Source organism: Moorena sp. SIO3H5 (assembly GCF_010692395.1).
Taxonomy (GTDB): domain Bacteria; phylum Cyanobacteriota; class Cyanobacteriia; order Cyanobacteriales; family Coleofasciculaceae; genus Moorena.
Genome location: NZ_JAAHHS010000174.1, coordinates 1 through 15032 on the forward strand (window position 1 = coordinate 1; position 15032 = coordinate 15032).

Annotated in this window: 17 protein-coding genes; 9 read left to right on the forward strand and 8 right to left on the reverse strand. The window is 43.0% G+C overall.

Annotated elements, in window-relative coordinates; genetic code table 11:
* The first annotated feature begins 366 nt into the window (after positions 1-366).
* Both F6K52_RS18980 and F6K52_RS18985 read left to right on the forward strand, forming a co-directional pair.
* Complete coding sequence (locus tag F6K52_RS18980; protein WP_293080890.1) at positions 367-1584, forward strand: type II secretion system F family protein; 1218 nt, start codon at positions 367-369, stop codon at positions 1582-1584.
* A 4-nt stretch (positions 1585-1588) separates the two neighbouring features.
* Entirely contained in the window at positions 1589-2212 is a 624-nt protein-coding gene (locus F6K52_RS18985; RefSeq protein ID WP_293080893.1) for a hypothetical protein, read from the forward strand.
* 167 nt (positions 2213-2379) lie between these two features.
* Here F6K52_RS18985 and F6K52_RS18990 read toward each other — a convergent pair whose 3' ends face one another.
* Positions 2380-3420, reverse strand: a complete 1041-nt coding sequence (locus F6K52_RS18990) for a saccharopine dehydrogenase-like oxidoreductase (protein WP_293080896.1) — start codon at positions 3418-3420, stop codon at positions 2380-2382.
* A 673-nt stretch (positions 3421-4093) separates the two neighbouring features.
* On the opposite strand from F6K52_RS18990, the gene F6K52_RS18995 reads away from it, so the two are divergent.
* The 3 genes from F6K52_RS18995 to F6K52_RS19005 are packed head-to-tail and all read left to right on the forward strand — an operon-like array spanning position 4094 to position 5172.
* On the forward strand, positions 4094-4303 hold the full coding sequence (locus tag F6K52_RS18995; RefSeq protein ID WP_071108026.1) for a DUF2997 domain-containing protein: 210 nt from the start codon (positions 4094-4096) through the stop codon (positions 4301-4303).
* Between the two features lie 39 nt (positions 4304-4342).
* Positions 4343-4729 (forward strand): DUF1257 domain-containing protein, encoded by a 387-nt coding sequence (locus tag F6K52_RS19000; protein ID WP_293080899.1) that lies wholly within the window; start codon positions 4343-4345, stop codon positions 4727-4729.
* Positions 4729-5172 (forward strand): ferredoxin, encoded by a 444-nt coding sequence (locus tag F6K52_RS19005; protein ID WP_070395177.1) that lies wholly within the window; start codon positions 4729-4731, stop codon positions 5170-5172. Before F6K52_RS19000 ends, F6K52_RS19005 begins: the two co-directional genes overlap by 1 nt.
* Positions 5173-5465: 293 nt before the next feature.
* Here F6K52_RS19005 and F6K52_RS19010 read toward each other — a convergent pair whose 3' ends face one another.
* On the reverse strand, positions 5466-9173 hold the full coding sequence (locus F6K52_RS19010) for a HEAT repeat domain-containing protein (RefSeq protein ID WP_293080902.1): 3708 nt from the start codon (positions 9171-9173) through the stop codon (positions 5466-5468).
* A gap of 551 nt (positions 9174-9724) precedes the next feature.
* Here F6K52_RS19010 and F6K52_RS19015 point away from each other — a divergent pair.
* A complete protein-coding gene (locus F6K52_RS19015; RefSeq protein ID WP_293080905.1) occupies positions 9725-9982 on the forward strand; it encodes a hypothetical protein in 258 nt (85 codons plus the stop codon).
* 158 nt (positions 9983-10140) lie between these two features.
* Here the strand turns inward: F6K52_RS19015 and F6K52_RS19020 are convergent, their stop codons facing one another.
* Entirely contained in the window at positions 10141-10332 is a 192-nt protein-coding gene (locus F6K52_RS19020) for a hypothetical protein (RefSeq protein ID WP_293080908.1), read from the reverse strand.
* A 295-nt stretch (positions 10333-10627) separates the two neighbouring features.
* On the opposite strand from F6K52_RS19020, the gene F6K52_RS19025 reads away from it, so the two are divergent.
* The gene (locus F6K52_RS19025; protein ID WP_293080911.1) at positions 10628-11047 is read left to right on the forward strand and encodes a helix-turn-helix domain-containing protein; all 420 of its coding nucleotides are present in this window, start codon (positions 10628-10630) and stop codon (positions 11045-11047) included.
* A gap of 200 nt (positions 11048-11247) precedes the next feature.
* Here F6K52_RS19025 and F6K52_RS19030 read toward each other — a convergent pair whose 3' ends face one another.
* Both F6K52_RS19030 and F6K52_RS19035 read right to left on the reverse strand, forming a co-directional pair.
* Positions 11248-11529 carry a YiaA/YiaB family inner membrane protein gene (locus F6K52_RS19030; protein ID WP_293080914.1) on the reverse strand — a complete coding sequence of 94 codons (282 nt, stop codon included), beginning with the start codon at positions 11527-11529 and terminating at the stop codon, positions 11248-11250.
* Positions 11530-11917: 388 nt separating this feature from the next.
* A complete protein-coding gene (locus tag F6K52_RS19035; protein WP_293080917.1) occupies positions 11918-12658 on the reverse strand; it encodes a hypothetical protein in 741 nt (246 codons plus the stop codon).
* Between the two features lie 61 nt (positions 12659-12719).
* Between F6K52_RS19035 and F6K52_RS19040 the strand changes: the two genes are divergently transcribed.
* A complete protein-coding gene (locus tag F6K52_RS19040) occupies positions 12720-12902 on the forward strand; it encodes a cytochrome b6-f complex subunit PetL (RefSeq protein ID WP_293080920.1) in 183 nt (60 codons plus the stop codon).
* 48 nt (positions 12903-12950) lie between these two features.
* Here the strand turns inward: F6K52_RS19040 and F6K52_RS19045 are convergent, their stop codons facing one another.
* The 3 genes from F6K52_RS19045 to F6K52_RS19055 all read right to left on the reverse strand — a co-directional run bounded on the left by F6K52_RS19045 (position 12951) and on the right by F6K52_RS19055 (position 14299).
* Positions 12951-13088 (reverse strand): hypothetical protein, encoded by a 138-nt coding sequence (locus tag F6K52_RS19045; protein ID WP_293080923.1) that lies wholly within the window; start codon positions 13086-13088, stop codon positions 12951-12953.
* 75 nt (positions 13089-13163) lie between these two features.
* Positions 13164-14081, reverse strand: coding sequence for a histone deacetylase (locus F6K52_RS19050; RefSeq protein WP_293080926.1), 918 nt, complete (start codon positions 14079-14081; stop codon positions 13164-13166).
* Positions 14082-14158: 77 nt separating this feature from the next.
* The gene (locus F6K52_RS19055; protein ID WP_293080928.1) at positions 14159-14299 is read right to left on the reverse strand and encodes a hypothetical protein; all 141 of its coding nucleotides are present in this window, start codon (positions 14297-14299) and stop codon (positions 14159-14161) included.
* 341 nt (positions 14300-14640) lie between these two features.
* Here F6K52_RS19055 and F6K52_RS19060 point away from each other — a divergent pair.
* A partial coding sequence (locus tag F6K52_RS19060) for a DNA gyrase subunit A (RefSeq protein ID WP_293080931.1) occupies positions 14641-15032 on the forward strand: 392 nt, incomplete at its 3' end.

Consider the following 15032-nt stretch of genomic DNA (forward strand, 5'->3'; position numbering starts at 1 on the left):
TAACCCGATGAATTGCAACGTATCGTTGGTGGTTCTGCAGCGATGAATTCTAAGGGCGGTAGAGCAAAGGCGACCCGCTAGTCGTAAGCTATCAGCTATCAGCTTAAGCGCTACGCGCACGCTACGCGAACAGCTATCAGCTATCAGCTAATGCGCTACTTGAGGTGCTACTTGATGTGCTAATGCTTTGATGGGCTTTTCCCCAGACTTTTAATTCTCTAAAATCTCTTAATATTAAATTATCCCTTTCGAGGTTTATCTTAAGCTGACGGCTGACAGCTGATAGCTAACAGCTTATCCCTAGTCTAGAGGAAGCAACTACTCTTATCATAAAACTTGCTATTAGACTTAATCTAGAAAAAAGCTATGCCTACTTTTATTGCTCAAGTTCGGGACAAATCAGGCAAATCTAAAAAAGAAAAAATTGACGCTGCTACTCCAGAACAAGCCCGCACCATGCTGGAACATCGGTATGCTACTGTTGGCAGCGTCAAGAAAAGCATAGATATTGACTTTAGCCTATCAGGCCTTTCTGAAAAATTTACCAATGTCACGATCAAAGACAAAGCAGTCTTTTCTCGTCAGTTTGCCGCTATGGTTAATGCTGGTGTGGCTATCGTCCGATGTCTTGGGGTATTAGGGGAACAGTGTTCTAATCCTAAGCTGAAAAAGGCGTTGATGAACATCAGTGCCGAGGTTCAACAAGGAACTAATCTATCGGATGCCATGCGTAACCATCCAGATTGTTTTGATGATCTTTATGTGAGTATGGTTCAGGCTGGCGAGGTTGGGGGTGTACTTGATGAAGTGCTCAACCGATTAGCTAAGCTGCTCGAAGATATGAATCGCCTGCAAAACCAAATCAAATCAGCTATGGCTTACCCTAGTGTGGTAGGATTTTTAGCCTTACTGGTTTTTCTGGCAATGACAATGTTTCTGATCCCAATCTTTGCTGGGATATTCCAAGATTTAGGAACAGAATTGCCATTTTTAACCCGATTTATGCTATGGTTGAGCGGCATCCTCAGAAGTTGGAAAGTTCTGATTCCTATTGTTGTTGTAGGTGCTTTATATACAGCTTTCAAGTATTACTACAAAACCCCCATGGGTAAGTTGCAAATTGATGGTTTGCAGTTGAAACTGCCTCTGTTTGGTGAGTTGAATGAAAAAGGCTCCGTAGCTCGCTTTTGCCGAGTATTTGGCTCCTTAACTCGTTCGGGAGTACCGATCCTGAATTCCTTAGATATTGTCAGAGATACAGCGGGTAACCAGGTAATTTCTAATGCTATTAACTCAGCTAAGAATGAGATTCAACAGGGTGGAATGATTAGCCTCGCTTTACAACGAGAAAACATTTTTCCTCCTTTAGCAATTCAAATGATTAGTATTGGTGAAGAGACGGGTGAGTTGGATTCTATGGTGATGAAAGTTGCTGACTTCTATGAAGATGAAGTGGAGCAAGCGGTTAAAGCACTAACTAGTATCTTGGAACCAATTATGATTGTGGTTTTGGGAGGCATGGTTGGTGTGATTTTGATATCTATGTATCTACCAATGTTTAAAGTGTTTGAAACTATGGGCTAATTCGATGCCTGTTCAGAAATCTGATTACGAAGCTTGGCTAGCAGAGTATAGTAACCATGATGGTGCGATCGCACTCCTGAAATCCTATCGACCTTACCTGGAAATGATTCCTAGTATGCGCCGACCTTACGAGAGTGTGATCACCATTCCCTTGCCAGTGGTGAGAATTCGTCACTCGCCATCCTCCTTAGGGCATAAAAGTGTTAGCCATGGCACGATCACCGAAACCGTAGCTTTACCCTGTGATCTAGCTATGGTAATGTGCGATCCCGAATGGAAAATCAAGATGGAGATAGAGATTGTTCTATTTATCCATCGCCCCCATGAAGACTTTTCTGACTTGCTCAGTCGCTGGCGTCAGACCCAAGTTTTACTAGACAAAGACTATGAATGGCTAATGCCTCCTGGCTATCAACACATTCTCAGTGATGGCGTAAACCGTATCTATCCCTTGTTTGTGGTGTTCCAAGAGACACCCCAACGGATTCAGCGAGGTTTACTAGGGGCTAGTCTACCATTTGTGCTACAAACGACCGATGGGATTAATCTGGAACAGGAGGAAACATCCAGCTTAGTTGAAGAGGGTAAGGAGATGGGGAGATGGGGAGATGGGGAAATGGGGAGATAGGGAGATTGTGATTAAGGGTTATTATCAGGAAATTCTTTTATTATAGCGTTTTTATCAGCTATACAAATATACAGAGCTACACAGCATTTCTTACCTGTTCCCTGTTCCCTGTTCCCTGTTCCCTATTCCCTACTCCCTACTCCCTACTCCCTACTCCCTAAAACCGACTATTTCACAAACTGCGGCATGACTTCAGCAGCAGTCAATAGACCATAAATCCCTTTGTGATGTAGGGAAACTCCTGCTTTTAGATAGCCAAAGGCGGGACCACAGACATTAGCAGCCATGCTGGTTTCATCACCAAGGGTAAAGGTGTGAGTGGAAATTTTACCCTCAAAGGTGCGACCGGTGATTTGGACATTGGTACTGAGGGGTTTTTTAGGATTGCGGGTATCAACGACACCACCAACAGAAACGCGATCGCGTGAGCAAATCCCTGCTAGTTCCAGCATCACATCATCAGCGTGTTCCATATTCTCTAGGCTGATGATGCCTTTGGTTTCATCTAATAAGGCTTCGACTTCAGCATCACTCATGGCTTTGGCTCGTTCTACATCATAACCGGGAAGGTGAGCAATATCTTCTCGAATGGTGGCTCGATAGGCTTCCCAGTTAGCAATCCCTACCCCAAAGGTAATTTTGACACTATGAATCTCGGCATAGCTTTGAGATGCGATCGCAGCAGCAGCGGTCAATAATCCTGGTGTCGCACCGCAGCCAGTCATATAGGTAATTCCAGCAGCTTGCAATTCATCTTGCAGTTGCAACAGTTGTTCTAGAGCACTAGTGCGCTTGAGAGCATCTACTAACACTCCCTGCCAACCCGATTGAATAAATTGCTTAACCACCGATGCCATAAAGGTATTCGGTAAATTTGGCAGTGCTAGGAAATATCCATCTACTGTCGCGTTTTGGATTAAGTCTTCGATACTGTTGCTACTTAAAGTGCCACCTGGTTCTAGATAACCTAAAGAACCTTGGGATTGGTAGGTCTGGATACAACGCTCAGGATTTAACCCAGCCGCGTCATACGCATAACCTTTTCGGTCAGCTGCTGCTACCCAAAGCATTTCTCCCTTAGGAGCTAAAACTCTGGTAGCGGCTTGACCTAATCCCCCAAAGCCTAAAACCCCTACTCGTATTCGCTCTAATCCATTGGGATTGGCGGTTTTGGGGTTATTTACACCTCTGACTTGCGTTTCACTCATAACTTATAGACTCTTTCGCCCAACTTTAATAATTCATACTTCATACTTCATACTTTGCCCAGTCCCCAGGGTAAGGGAAAAAATCAATAAAGAAGAATTATTATCAATATTATTGATATAATCATGCAATAGTGCTGAAAAATCTTGGCGTTATATAGTCATAATCCTTGACCAATATCACATTCTGGCTCAATTTTTTTTTTGGCTTACCCTGGCCTAGTCCCCTAGGTTTATATATAGCCGTTTATAGCTTGTGCCCCACGGCCTCAGTCCCTTAATTAAAAACCCCTATATTTTTGTTAATAAACCATTTTTGGGTTATACCACCCCTTGACTATTCCCTAAAGTTACGAGAAACTAACAAAATATTAAAGTAAACACTCGATATACTATAAACTTATGTTAATGTTGTTTGCGCCATGATCTGAATTATTATCATTTGATTAGTGACCAGCTATAGCACTAGTCAGTAATCAGTGATATAGCGCTACGCGAAAGGCAAGAGGCAAGAGGCAAGAGGCAATAGTTTACTAGAACTACTTTTGCTGCTTGTATCAATGTCAAACACCTTAATGCGTAGTGTGATATCAATCCGGGATTACATACTCCTGGACAGGTGCAACAACCGGTGCCACAACCTCTAAATAGGCATAAACCGAGCACTAAGGCGACTATGGAAACATTAGAGTTTGTCATTTATCCAGATGGTCGAGTCCAGGAAAAAGTCACTGGGATCATCGGAGCATCTTGCGCAGAGGTAACAGCTGCTATTGAAGCTCAGCTAGGACGAGTCGTATCTGTTGAGAAAACATCAGATTACTTCGACCAAAAGCTTGAACTGTCCGCAACAGCGACAACTCAAGCTACGGTTAGCCATTGGTAAATTTGTGTTCCAGTTAGTAAATTAGTTTAATTACCAAAAATGTCTCATTTCAGCACTATCAAAACCCAAATCCGTAACCGTTCATCCTTAGAAACTGCTTTAAGTGACTTAGGGATTGATTGGCAATCTGGTCCTAGCTCTGTGCGCGGTTATCAAGGTCAAACTCGCACTGCTGAAGTAGTGATTGAGCAAGAGAATGACTACGACATCGGTTTTAGTTGGAATGGTAACGCCTACGAACTAGTTGCTGATTTTCAGTATTGGCAACAGCCTTGGTCTGTAGATGGTTTCCTACAACGGGTAACCCAGCGTTACGCTTACAACACAGTAATTAAGGAAACTGCTAAGCAAGGCTTTGAGGTTGCTGAGCAACAAGATAATAAAGATGGTTCAATTCGTTTAGTGGTACAACGCTGGAGCGCATAATGTCTGAGTTCTCACCGACGCCAGAGCGTTCGGGTTTAGAACCAGAGTTAGGGGGTGTCTTTCGAGATGCTCCAGAGCGGTCTGGTTTTGAGCCAGAGCTAGGGGGTATTCTGCGACAAAAAGGTGTTTACGTTGATGAAATTACTTGCATTGGCTGTAAACACTGCGCCCACGTCGCTCGCAATACGTTTTACATGGAAGAGGACCACGGTAGATCCCGGGTTTTTCGGCAAGATGGCGACTCAGAAGAGGTGATACAAGAAGCGATAGACACTTGTCCAGTAGATTGTATCCACTGGGTTGATTACACTAAGCTTAAAAATCTAGAAGAGGAGCGACAATATCAGGTCATTCCTAGAGCAGGATTGCCTATTGAACCAAGTGTTGTGGCTGCCAAAATTAAGGAGAGGAAGCTGGCAAGGAAGCGTAGGAAAAAAAGGTAAGCATTCAGCTATCAGCCATCAGCTTTCAGCTTTTCATATTACTAAATCCTCGATGGCTTAGAGCTGTTGAGGGTTTTATGTTGTGTTATCGCAATAGTTGGATTTTAGGGAGTAGGGAATCGGGAATCGGGAATCGGGAATCGGGAATCGGGAATCGGAAAATGCGATCGCATCCAACAACAACAATACTTTTAAAATGGATAGTATTATACTACAGCACATAAATCTCTTGATTTATCACAACATCAAAAATTCTTTAGATCTCTTTCCTACTACTCCCGACTCCCGACTCCCTACTCCCTTCCTACAACCAAATCCCACAGGGCATCAATACCACCGCCCACATAGTCGGAATCCTGGTGTTGTTCAATCCATTCAATCACGGTAGGGAGAATATGATTGGATGTTTTGCCCAATTTAACCAAGGCTATGACTGCCCTGTGATGCACATTAGACTTGGAATTCCCAAGCATTGCTAGTAGGGTGCTCACTACTGTTTCTGAGCTGTTGCCCAATTTAACCAAGGTTAAGGCTGCCTCCATATGCACGTCAGACTTGTTATTCTCAAGCAATGCTAGTAGGGTGCTCACTACCGTGTCTGAGCTATTGCCCAATTTAACTAAGGCATCGGCTGCCCTCCAACGCACAATAGAATTTTGATCTTGAAGTCTTCCTCGTAAAGCGCTGACTACGGTTTCTGAGCTGTCGATCAACATGCCCAACACCAAGGTTACCCCTGCACGCACATCAGAGTTGGGATTATCAAGCTGTGCTAGTAGGGCGTTGACTGCGGTTTCTGAGCTATTGCCCAATGCGCTTAAGGCATAGGCTGCTGTTATACGCATATGAAAGTGATTATCTTGAAGTAGTGGTAGTAGGGAATTGACTACTTCTGAGCTGTTGCCCAATTCTCCCAAAACGTCCGCTGCCGACATACGTACATCAAAGTGATTATCCTCAAGCAGTGCTAGTAGGGTGCTCACTACTGTTTCTGAGGTGTTACCCAACTTTCTCAAGGATTGGATTGTCGTTATACGTACATCAGAGTGATTATCCTGAAGTAGTGGTAGTAGAGCATTGACTACTTCTGAGCTGTTTTCCAATATGCCCAAGACTTCCGCTGCCTTTGCACGCACACTAGAAGATTTATCCTGAAGCAGTGGTAGTAGGGCATTGACTACTTCTGAGCTGTTGCCCAATTCTCCCAAGACTTCCGCTGCCCTCAAACGTTCATAAGGATCAGGATTTTGAAGTAGTTGTTGAAGCAAGTTGACTACGGTTTCTGAACTGTGACCCAAATTGACCAAAGCGAAGGCTGCCGTTATACGCACATCATAGTCATCATTCTCAAGTAGTGCTCGTAGAGCATTGACTACGATTTCGGAACTGTTGCCCAAGTCATGCAAGACTGCGGCTGTCTGCTCACGCACACCAAAGTTATTATCTTGAAGTAGTGGTAGTAGGGCGTTGACTACGATTTCAGAACTGTTGCCCAATATGCCCAAGGCCAAGGATGCCTTCATACGCACCAGAGAGTCATTATACTTAAGCAGTGGTAGTAGGGCGTTGACTACGGTTTCTGAACTGTTGCCAAATATGTCCAAGACTTTGGCTGCGCTACTACGCACATCAGAGTCATTATACTTAAACAGTGGTAGTAGGGCGTTGAGTAGAGTTTCTGAGCTGTTGCCCAATCTGCCCAAAGTCAAGGCTGCACTACTACGCACATCAGAGTCATTATCCTTTAGTCGTTCTTGATATATTTCAATTACCTGATTTTTTTCCCCTAACTCAACTTGATACTTTAGCAATTGTTTCTCACCAATTAAATCAGATCGCTCTTTCAACAATTCCAATACCGGTGCTTGAAAATCTGTTTCAGACAAACTGCAAATTATTTGATAAACCTGCTTGCGAATCTTATTCACAACGCGCTTATCTTTACTTACCTTCAACTCAACCAAGCGCTTTAAAATCTCTTGCACCAACCCACTCTCAGCACCGCGCAAATTTTTCGGGTCTTCTGCCAAACAATTACCAGCAAACAACAAATCCCGATGTAACCACTGCTCATAGTTACTATTATTAGTCAATACTGCTCGAATTGCCTTTGCCGCATTTTTCGGTTTTTGTTGTGCTATCAGCAATAATAACACTTCGCGCCAGTGGGAGTCATGCAAATGCTCCCGAATCGGATCCAAAACAATCTCAGAATCTCTCTCATTATCCGCTTGATAGTTAATCTCTTCAGCACACAAATATTCCTGAAAGGTTTTATGGACAAAGCCATAACAATCTTGCCCCTGCTCATTTAATAAACCAGTGCGCTCCCGAATCAATTCCACAAATCTTTTCGCCTCTTGCTCGGCCTGATGGGGCTGCACCTGCTTCAAGTCTTTAATCTGCTGCTTCAACTGATCAATCAAATCATTTTTATCAATTAAGGTGCCACTGTCGTTATCTTCAATATTTCCCTGGGTATGAATCCAATAAGCCAAAGATTCCATCAACCGGCGTAAATCATCCTCGAAATCCAAATATTTCAACCGCTTATCACTACTTAAGTCTTTAAGCTTATCCCAATTGATTAACAAGGTTTCTACCGCCTTGTCATAAAGCTTATGGCGTTTTTTGGGCAATACTGCTTGATACCGATGAATCAAGGCAATAATTGTCAACAATAACGGATTCCGTGCCAACAAGGTAATCCGGTCATTATCATGCAGGGCTTTTCGTAAACTCTGCTTCCACCTTTCGGCTTCTGCTTGGTCTTGAAAGCGACTGTTATACCAGTTATCAATAAATGCTGAAATCTTCTGGTCATCAAAGGGTTGAATTTGATAGTGGGGAAATTCTTCAGTGCGGAAAAAGTCCCGTCGATAACCAGCAGGGCGAGATGTAATAATAGCGCGATTTCTGTCAAACTGTCCTAAAAAATTCTCGATGCGCCTGACTACATCATGGCGTTTAGCCTCTTCTGCGACTTCATCCAAACCATCCAGCAATATCAAGGCTCTACCATCAGACAACCAATGCTCAAAAAATCCCACTGGTAACGGTTTCACTGACATGGTGTTTTCCGCAAATATCCGAGCATAGTCGATCAGGCTTTTATCGAGATGTCTCGCAAAGTCTCGCATCCTGATTAAAATCGGTAGCCAGTCGGTATCACCATCTAATCCTAAAATGTCAGGATTTTGCTGAGCTAACATTACTGCAAAATAGCTCATCAATGTGGTTTTACCAGAGCCTGGCGCACCTAATATTACCACTCGTCTCGACTGACTTTGAGTCAATAACTGCTCAGCCAAGAATTTCCGCCCAGTTGTCTTTTCCAATAGTGCCCTTTCTGCTTTTTCCCCACTACCAGCTGCTAACAACTCCCGCTCCCAAGCGCCAGCAGTTGATACGTCTTCCACTACATCTGGCATTACGAAAATCTGGGCTAACTTCTCGGATTTTTCTACTTCTTGCCCAGGCACAGCAATGCCAGCAAATTTGACATCATCATACCAGTTAGCTAACTGTTGATTATAATCCCCTTTAGCTACCTGAAATTTTAGATAAGTATCAGTCTGCTGAAAATAAGCATTAATAAATGTCTCTATCCAAGGCTTGAGACTGTCTTGATTTAGTTTAATAGTCTTGGCGTCAGCTTCTTGTTGAAATACCGTGCTTAAAATATCCCGGTCTGGCTTCCCTTGATTAAGTAAGGGTTTCTGTAATTCCGCTAAAACAGCTGAATGAGTAAAATAGTCGTTCAAAAACCGATTAACTCCCTTCCAGCCATCCGGGGGAGCGTGAAAAAATAAACGCTGTTGACTATCCAGTTGTTTGTCCCATTGATCAACGGCTTCTGCTCCGGCTTTGATGGCTTTTTCGACATCGCTTTTAGTCAGAGATTGAATTATATGCTTCCCTGCTTGTCCCGCAATAATACCTAACAACGGTGACGCTACTTTCGATAGTTCTAAACTAGCCAAAAGGGACAATACTGCCATAATTTATAGGTAATTATGTTGGATAGGTTTAATTATAGCAATTTATGGAGTAGGGAGCAGGGAGCAGGGAGCAGGGAGCAGGGAGCAGGGAGCAGGGAGCAGGGAGCAGGGAGTAGGAAAAAAATCATAGGTAGCTCAATACTATTAGTATAAACGATAGAATTTAGAATTTATAATTTATCAAAAAATGCGATGCTATGAAAGAGGCGCTATGGGATTTGCCTTAGGCTAGGCTAAGAGGATATTTGAAAAATTTTTTGATACTGAATTTTGCCCCCCTAGCCCCCCAACTTTGGGGGGGACAAGAGTCAATTGGCTTCTAAAAGTCCCCCAAAATTGGGGGACTTAGGGGGCTTAAATGTAGCAAATGGGACTTCTCAGACAAGCTCTAAGCGATCGCTAATTACAAACATCAGTAAAAAAATACTAATTTTTTTTATATATACCCCTACCAAAAAATAAATATCACAAAAATAAATCAAATTTACTTGACAAAATAAATAATTATTTATTACCATAAAAATGTCACAAATACAACAGCAAAAAACATTATGGACATCGAAAACTTTCTCCCCAATTTTGAGTATAATCCCAACAATCCTAATCTCCCTGAATTATTTGGCCAACCCCAGCCAGGACGGGAGCAAATCAAACATATATTGATCGGTTCTCCCAAAACTGTGCGGGTCACAATCTATAATCTTTATGGCCGTGGCTACGCCCAAGTTCATGAGTGGAGCGCTCCTCAACCTACCGGAAATCCTGGTGAGGTGATCAGTATTTTGATTCGACATCTGTTGGTAGATTAAGATAGCAAGTAGCCAGGGATTCCAATCCCTGGCTACAGGAAAAAACTCAGGAGAAAGTACGACGTCTGAAGTCTAAGACCTAAGTTAGTATGTTGTTGATTTGGTGAACAAATAGTCAAGGATCCTAGGGCTCTTGACTATTACAAAAAATAATTCGGTCAAGCATTGGTATTAACCAGAACTTGACCGAATTTTTTTTGTTGAGGCAACAGGGAACAGGGAATCGGGAATCGGGAATCGGGAATCGGGAATCGGGATCGGGTAAATGTTGCGTAGGGTGTGTTAGGGGCGGGCTTGCCTTCATGTTCAACCTCTTTGCCCCTGAAGTCGCCCCGTAACGCACCAACCAAGGGCTCTGAGCACTTTGTAGCCAGTGTTGGGACAGCCCGTCCGGAAATGAAACAGGCAAGATGCCCGTTCCACCCCTGATGCCCATTCCACCCACCGGCTCAAAGTTAATTGCGACAATCCAATAGTTTTTTCTAACCTCCCACATCAACTACATAGCCCATATCACCCGTTATAACAATGCAATAGTTTTTCTAGTCTCACACCCTATTAACCCTTTACACCCTATCCACCCTTTGCCTCTTTTCGGAAATCCTGTTACAATAACAATATCGTTAAAGCAATGGTTTTACCGCCATGATGATTTCTACCGCACAAGCTGCTGAATTACTAGGTATCTCTGCCACTCGCGTCCGTTTCCTGTTGAGCAAGGGCAGAGTGAAAGGAGCTTATAAGGTCGGTAGAACTTGGGTGATTCCGTTATTTGATGGCATGCCAGTAGTTACCCCTGGCACTCGCGGACCGAAGCGGAATTGGTCAAAGCGTACAAATTACACGAAGGCGGTCATCCACGTTAATCAGAAAGTGATTCGCCAAAATCTCAAGACCGGCGAACGCAATCCAGTGATTACGGTAAAACGAGGCTCTAAAAATACTTACGGTCATACTGTCGAAGTCAATGGCCCTTGTCGGGTCATGTATCGCCCAGATAGTCCCCTACATTGTGGAGCACGGGTATGGATTGAGACGATTTCTGATTTTAAGGTAATTGCCTAAGGGGTCAGCGGTCAGCGGTCAGTGGTCAGTGGTCAGGTTCATGTAGGGTGGGCAGTGCAGCAGAAGACAAATAATTTAGCTTGCAAACCACGTTGCACTGCCCACCTTACGATTAATAACTAATAAATAATAACTGAATGCTGAATGCTGTTCGCGTAGCGTGCGCGTAGCGCTTAAGCTGATAGCTGATAAACTTGATATTAATGCATAGGATTGTGGTCAGTCAGTAGTTTTTCCACTCTAGCTTCTTCAACTTTGGAGGTTAATTTTTTCGATTCATGGATATCTCGTGTAGTTTTGGCGATGTTGATGCTAGAGCCAACAGAGAACACTAAACCCATACCTAAGTACCCTTTAATCCAGTTATCTGCTGGCAAATTGGCAATGCCAATACCCATGGCAAAAATAGAAATAACAAAAGACGCCCAAGACTGAATGACCCAACCTGTACTATGGCTTTGGTTACTAAATCTTTCTTGCATTTTACTCAACCTTTAAGTGCAATAATATTAATCAATTTAATTTTTATGATACAAAGCCTATTTTCGGGTAAGTTGAAAGGAATGACAGTTTTTGGATCTGCATACAATAGCATTGATAGCGCTACGGGTAAGGAAAGAGGCAAGAACCATGTAGGTGAAATAGAGCGATTTCTGATTTTAAGGTGATCGCCTAAGCGGTCAGCCGTCAGTGGTCAGCCGTCAGTGGTCAGCCGTCAGTTCATGTAGGGTGGGCAGTCCAGGAGAAGACAGATAATTAAGCTTGCAAACCACATTGCACTGCCCACCCTACGATTAATAGACCTCTTGCTGATCGGGGGTGTGGGAAGTGTGGTTGGTTTAGGACGAGAAGAGGAAAGAACAGGAGAGTTTAGCTTACAGAGGTAAGTTTTTCGTATTTAGCGATTTCCTTTTCATTGGACAGAGCGAAATTATCTAAAGAGACCTTTGCTGAATAAACAATCCCATCCCGCTTGTACACAATTAATAGGCTATTTGCGTTGATAACCTTGTAACCCAAAAATCTATCTACTCCAGTTAGGACTTCCTGATAGTCATTACCATTGAAATGGGTAAACGCTATTGTCATACCCTTCTCGTTTGTTAATCTTCCATCACCATTGGTATCTTGTTTCATAAGCTGGTATAAAACGGCGCGAACTTGTGATATAGATTCACCAGTATTATTGGTATTATTATTAGTTTCTGAAATTAACCTAAAGCCCTTAATTAAATAGTCATTATTAGAAAATAGCCATTTACTTGTACCTGTTTCACTATCCAAAAACAAATAGTTTATAATTGAGCTTGTAGATTTAGCAGAATAGGATTGGGTATAGTACAGCTGTAGCATTATATAGGTTGTGCCATCAACTTCTATAAAATCACCGATTTGCAACTTTTGAGACTTTTTGTGATATTTTGAGCTATCGTTATGATTGACATTAACAACGTTAATAGTCCGCCGGTTTTTCCTAGTAATTTTGACTATTATCTTCATAGCAACAGAAGCCAAAGAAGCGAAAGCTGCTGGTATGGCCAGCAATCCGGCAACCAGAATAAGAATCGCATTAAAGCGCCACACAAAAATAAAAAATTGATTGTATTCCATGTTTATTGACTGTTGACGGTTAATGGTTAACGGTTGACGGTTGACGGTTGACTATTGACGCTTGACTATTGCTCTGAGGAATAACAGTCAATATGAGGTAAAATTAGGTAATATTATTAAACTATTGAATTTTCGGGAGAATACAATGATCTCTGCAGCGATCGCTTACTTTGGACTTCTAGCTGGTGCCACTGTTGTGGCTCTGACTCTATTTTTTGGACTTAGAGCAGTTAAGTTGATCTAACTACTCTTGTTTCTAAGATCATCAAGGCAGTATGGCGAGTTAAAACATTTAATTGTTTTGACTATCGCCGCCTACTGTAGCGCTATATATATAGCAAGTCTTATAACCATGAGGTACGTTGGTTCTGGGTTTTAGGGAGCAGGGAGCAGGGAGCAGGGAAGAGGTAAAAAATAATGTGTACCTCATAGCTATGATAAACGCTATAAAAATATCTATTTCACCAGCTACAATTACCCAACACTACTCAAGCCAATCAACTTTCTAAGCCAAACAAGCTTCAATTGTTGCTACCACGGACTGAGCTAGAGCAGTGAGTTCATACCCGCCCTCTAAACCAAAAACAATACGACGAGTTAGTTGCAGACAATAGTTGGTAAATAACCCATAATCTTCTGGCTGCAAGGCAATATTTGCCAAGGGATCGGCGGCATTAGCGTCATAACCAGCACTGACAATCAATAAATCTGGCTGAAATTTGGTTAAACATGGCATCACTTTCTCTTCAAACATAGGCTGGTAATCTGCTAAGGTGCTGCCTGGTGCCATGGGAAGATTGAGGACATTATTGTGAAACCCTTGTTCACTGGCTTGGCCTGTACCAGGATAGCAAGGGGATTGATGAAGGGAGATGTAGGCAATGCGAGCATCTCGTTCCACAACATCTTGAGTGCCATTGCCGTGATGGACATCCCAGTCTAGGATCGCAACTCGTTCGACTCCTGATTGCTCTAAGGCATAGTAAGCTGCGATCGCAGCATTGGAAAATAAGCAAAACCCCATCCCTCTCTGACGTTCAGCATGATGACCAGGGGGACGGGCTAGAACGAAGGCTGAATTATTGGTAGTGAGGACTTGATCTACCGCATCTAGCCAAGCACTAACGGCGAGTAGGGCAACGTCGTAACTGCGGGGGGATATCCCTGTGTCCGCATCTAACCTGCCACCATTACTCAAGGCGATTTCTTCAACTGTCTCAATGTAGCGCTGGCTATGAATTTGTTGTACTAGGGGCATCACTCGACGAGTTTCCACCGCTGTCGGTAACTGCCACTTAATTTGGTCAGCCCAAGGTGCAGCTTTGATGGCATCCACAATGGCAGTTAAACGTTCTGGTCGTTCTGGGTGAAACCGACCGTTATCGTGTTCAAGAAACTCATCGGAGTAAATGACAGGAAACATAACTATAGCAGGATTCAGCCAAAATGATGGAAAAACGCTTTAGTTCAAGGTACTTATGAATAAATTAACCTTACTGATTACTTCATCAGGTGATCCCTAAACATACCAAACACGACACCAAAGGCGATTATAGCTAGAGCGAGGGAGACAGGGATTAAATCTGGTCTCAAAACGATGGCAAAAATACCTAAACCGATCAAAACATAGGATAGTTTCATCAAAAACTCCTTAGTTGTTGGGAACCTCTGACGTTTTGTCAGGGTAGGAAAACAAGCTGGTGGTATAAACCGCCAGTCAAAATGAACAAGAACAGGTTAATTTTCTAAGCTGCCCTAGGAAATTTTCTGTCTTTTTCCCATAATTTTTGCACAAGAACCGCGAATCTGCTCATTGTCTAAGCCTTGCCCGTGGTTCTGTTAGCGGCTATAGTCTAGATTTTGTGTTAAAATTTAAAAATAACCAGCCAAATTTGCAAAAAAAACGTGTTAAAAGCCTCTTTTGAGAGATTTTAACCGATTTATTTAGCAAAATCCTCGATAATAAGGGAGTTTGTCCAACTATGAGTACATCCCAAGAACGCATTGTCCCGACAAATTTGCGGAACGAAATGTCCCGGTCTTATTTAGAATACGCCATGAGCGTTATTGTAGGTCGGGCATTACCAGATGCTAGGGATGGGCTCAAGCCAGTACACCGAAGAATTCTCTATGCCATGCATGAGCTGGGTTTAAGCCCAGACCGTCCATTCCGCAAATGCGCTCGTGTGGTAGGGGAAGTGTTGGGTAAATATCATCCCCATGGGGATACTGCTGTTTATGACGCTTTGGTGCGGATGGCTCAGGATTTCTCCATGCGATCGCCTCTAATTAATGGTCATGGAAATTTTGGCTCAGTAGACAACGACCCCCCAGCGGCAATGCGTTACACAGAGTGCCGCTTGCAAGCGGCACA

What these genes read in the sequence shown, in the direction of transcription:
- F6K52_RS18980 (WP_293080890.1), top strand. Translation starts at nt 367, where the DNA reads ATGCCTACTTTTATTGCTCAAGTTCGGGACAAATCAGGCAAATCTAAA.
- F6K52_RS18985 (WP_293080893.1), top strand. Translation starts at nt 1,589, where the DNA reads ATGCCTGTTCAGAAATCTGATTACGAAGCTTGGCTAGCAGAGTATAGT.
- F6K52_RS18990 (WP_293080896.1), bottom strand. Translation starts at nt 3,420, where the DNA reads ATGAGTGAAACGCAAGTCAGAGGTGTAAATAACCCCAAAACCGCCAAT.
- F6K52_RS18995 (WP_071108026.1), top strand. Translation starts at nt 4,094, where the DNA reads ATGGAAACATTAGAGTTTGTCATTTATCCAGATGGTCGAGTCCAGGAA.
- F6K52_RS19000 (WP_293080899.1), top strand. Translation starts at nt 4,343, where the DNA reads ATGTCTCATTTCAGCACTATCAAAACCCAAATCCGTAACCGTTCATCC.
- F6K52_RS19005 (WP_070395177.1), top strand. Translation starts at nt 4,729, where the DNA reads ATGTCTGAGTTCTCACCGACGCCAGAGCGTTCGGGTTTAGAACCAGAG.
- F6K52_RS19010 (WP_293080902.1), bottom strand. Translation starts at nt 9,173, where the DNA reads ATGGCAGTATTGTCCCTTTTGGCTAGTTTAGAACTATCGAAAGTAGCG.
- F6K52_RS19015 (WP_293080905.1), top strand. Translation starts at nt 9,725, where the DNA reads ATGGACATCGAAAACTTTCTCCCCAATTTTGAGTATAATCCCAACAAT.
- F6K52_RS19025 (WP_293080911.1), top strand. Translation starts at nt 10,628, where the DNA reads ATGATGATTTCTACCGCACAAGCTGCTGAATTACTAGGTATCTCTGCC.
- F6K52_RS19030 (WP_293080914.1), bottom strand. Translation starts at nt 11,529, where the DNA reads ATGCAAGAAAGATTTAGTAACCAAAGCCATAGTACAGGTTGGGTCATT.
- F6K52_RS19035 (WP_293080917.1), bottom strand. Translation starts at nt 12,658, where the DNA reads ATGGAATACAATCAATTTTTTATTTTTGTGTGGCGCTTTAATGCGATT.
- F6K52_RS19045 (WP_293080923.1), bottom strand. Translation starts at nt 13,088, where the DNA reads ATGAGGTACACATTATTTTTTACCTCTTCCCTGCTCCCTGCTCCCTGC.
- F6K52_RS19050 (WP_293080926.1), bottom strand. Translation starts at nt 14,081, where the DNA reads ATGTTTCCTGTCATTTACTCCGATGAGTTTCTTGAACACGATAACGGT.
- F6K52_RS19055 (WP_293080928.1), bottom strand. Translation starts at nt 14,299, where the DNA reads ATGAAACTATCCTATGTTTTGATCGGTTTAGGTATTTTTGCCATCGTT.